This window comes from Xanthobacter autotrophicus (assembly GCF_029991245.1).
In the GTDB taxonomy this organism is placed as follows: domain Bacteria; phylum Pseudomonadota; class Alphaproteobacteria; order Rhizobiales; family Xanthobacteraceae; genus Xanthobacter; species Xanthobacter autotrophicus_C.
Genome location: NZ_JAIVFO010000260.1, coordinates 1 through 2,679, shown reverse-complemented (window position 1 = coordinate 2,679; position 2,679 = coordinate 1). Strand labels below are relative to the sequence as shown.

2 protein-coding genes are annotated in these 2,679 nt (G+C 69.7%); both read right to left on the bottom strand.

The window, feature by feature from the left end; genetic code table 11:
- A partial coding sequence (locus K9U41_RS22485) for an efflux RND transporter permease subunit (protein WP_282643065.1) occupies positions 1–2,434 on the bottom strand: 2,434 nt, incomplete at its 3' end.
- A partial coding sequence (locus tag K9U41_RS22480) for a P-II family nitrogen regulator (RefSeq protein ID WP_282643064.1) occupies positions 2,431–2,679 on the bottom strand: 249 nt, incomplete at its 5' end. The genes K9U41_RS22485 and K9U41_RS22480, both read right to left, overlap by 4 nt.

Sequence of the window (2,679 nt, the reverse complement as noted above, 5' to 3'; positions counted from 1 at the left end):
CCCCCGGCCCCCAGGCGGCGCGCACCGGCCTTGCCTCCTCGTTGGCGGCGGGGGGCAGCGGCACCGGCAGCGCACGCAAGGCCTCGATATCGGTGCGCAATTCTTCCGGCAGCCGCACCACGATGTCGAAGCGGCGGTCGCCCTCGAACAGGGCGCCGGCCTCGCGGCCGCCCACGGCGATCTCCACCAGCTCCTGCACGTCGGCGACACTCACCCCGTAGCGGGCCATGGCCGGCCGGTTGAGGGCGACGGTGAGCATGGGCAGGCCGGAGACCTGCTCGGTCTTCACGTCGGCGGCGCCGGGCACGGCCTGAAGAACGGTCTGCACCTGCCCCGCCACCTGCAGCAGCACATCGAGGTCGTCGCCGAAGATCTTGACGCCCACGTCGCTGCGGATGCCGGAGATCAGCTCGTTGAAGCGCAGCTGGATCGGCTGGGAGAGTTCGTAATTGCTCCCCGCCACCCCTTCGGCCGCCTTCTCGATGTCGGTCATCACCGCGCTCTTGGACTTGCCGGGGTCCGGCCACTCGGCGCGCGGCTTCAGCATCACGTAGCCGTCGGAGATGGAGGGCGGCATGGGGTCGGTTGCCACCTCCGCCGTGCCGGTGCGGGCGAACACCTCCTTCACTTCCGGCACCTTCAGCAGGCTCTTTTCCAGCGCCTGCTGCATCTCCAGCGACTGGGTGAGGCTGGTGCCCGGCACCCGGAGCGCCTGGATGGCGGCATCGCCCTCGTCGAGGCTGGGGATGAACTCGCCGCCCATGCGCGAGGCGGCAAGGCCGCTCGCCACCACAAGGCCGGCCGCCGCCACCGCCACCAGTGCCCGGTAGTTGATGGCGGCGTCGAGCAGCGGCGTGTAGATCCGCCGCGCCCCGCGCATGATGAAGTTCTCGTGCTCGGAGACCTTGCCGGTCACCAGCAGCGCGATGGCCGCCGGGATGAAGGTCATGGAGAACAGCGCCGCCCCCGCCAGCGCCATCAGCACGGTGATGGCCATGGGCGTGAACATCTTGCCCTCCACCCCCGTGAGGGTGAGCACCGGCAGATAGACCACGGCGATGATCATGGTGCCGAACAGGCTCGGCCGGATCACCTCCTTCGACCCGGCGAGGATGGTCTCGAACCGCTCGGCGCGGCTGAGCAGCCGGCCGCGCCGGTGCTGCTCTTCCGCCAGAAGGCGCAAGCAGTTCTCGACGATGATGACGGCGCCGTCGATGATGATGCCGAAGTCGATGGCGCCAAGGCTCATGAGGTTGGCGCTGACGCGGTTCTCCACCATGCCGGTGATGGTGAAGAGCATGGAGAGCGGGATGACGAAGGCGGTCACCAGCGCCGCGCGGAAATTGCCGAGCAGCACGAACAGCACCACCACCACCAGCAGCGCGCCTTCCAGAAGGTTCTTCTCCACCGTGGCGATGGTGGCTTCCACCAGGTGCGAACGGTCGTAGACGGCGCGGGCGATGACCCCCTCGGGCAGCGAGCGGGAAATCTCCTGCAGGCGCGCGGCGACCCGCTGGGCCACGGTGCGGCTGTTCTCGCCGATGAGCAGCATGGTGGTGCCCAGCACCACCTCGTCCCCGTTCAGGGTCGCCGCGCCGGTGCGCAGCTCGCGCCCCTCGCGCACGTCGGCGATGTCGCCGATGCGCAGCGGCGTGCCGCCCCGGCTGCCGATGACGATCTCGCGGATATCGGCCGCGTCCGCCACCTGGCCCGGCGTGCGCACCAGATACTGCTCGCCGTTGCGCTCGATATAGCCGGCGCCCACGTTGGCGTTGTTGGCGGCCAGCGCCGTCATCACGTCGCGGAACGAGATGCGGTTGGCCATGAGCCGCGCCGGATCGGGCAGCACATGGAACTGCCGCTCGAAGCCGCCGATGGTGTTCACCTCCACCACCCCCGGAACGGTGCGCAGCTGGGGCTTGATGATCCAGTCCTGGATGGTGCGCAGGTCGGTGGGGCTGAAGGGCTGGCCGTCGGGCTTCCTCGCCCCGTCCTTCGCCTCCACCGTGTACATGTAGATCTCGCCGAGGCCGGTGGAGACCGGCCCCATGGCGGTTTCCACCCCCGGCGGAAGCTGGTCCTTCGCCTGCTGGATGCGCTCGTTCACCAGCTGGCGGGCGAAATAGATGTCGGTGCCGTCGCGAAACACCACGGTGACCTGCGAGAGGCCGTAGCGGGACAGGGAGCGGGTGTATTCCAGGCCCGGCAGGCCGCCCATGGCGGTCTCGATGGGAAAGGTGATGCGCTGCTCGGTCTCCAGCGGCGAGAAGCCGGGCGCCGAGGTGTTGATCTGCACCTGCACGTTGGTGATGTCGGGCACCGCGTCGATGGGCAGGCGGGTGAAGTTCCACGCCCCGAAGGCACCGACGGCGAGGCAGGCCATCACCACCAGCCAGCGCTGGCGGATGGAGAAGGCGAGGATGGCGTCGATCATCGCGCGCCCTCCCCGTCCCGCGCGGGGGCGCCGGCCTCGCGGATGCGCATCAGGCGCTCCACAGCGGTGACGAACACCACCCCGTCGCCCCGGCGGCCGGTCCAGCCGGCGCGGACGATCACCTGCGTGATCGTCTCCACCGCATCGGCGCGGCAGACGATCTCCATGCGCAGGTGGCGCTGGTAGACGAGGTCGTATTCGGTGGCCACATAGGTGCCGCCCGCCCCGCGCCCGCGCCCCTGCCC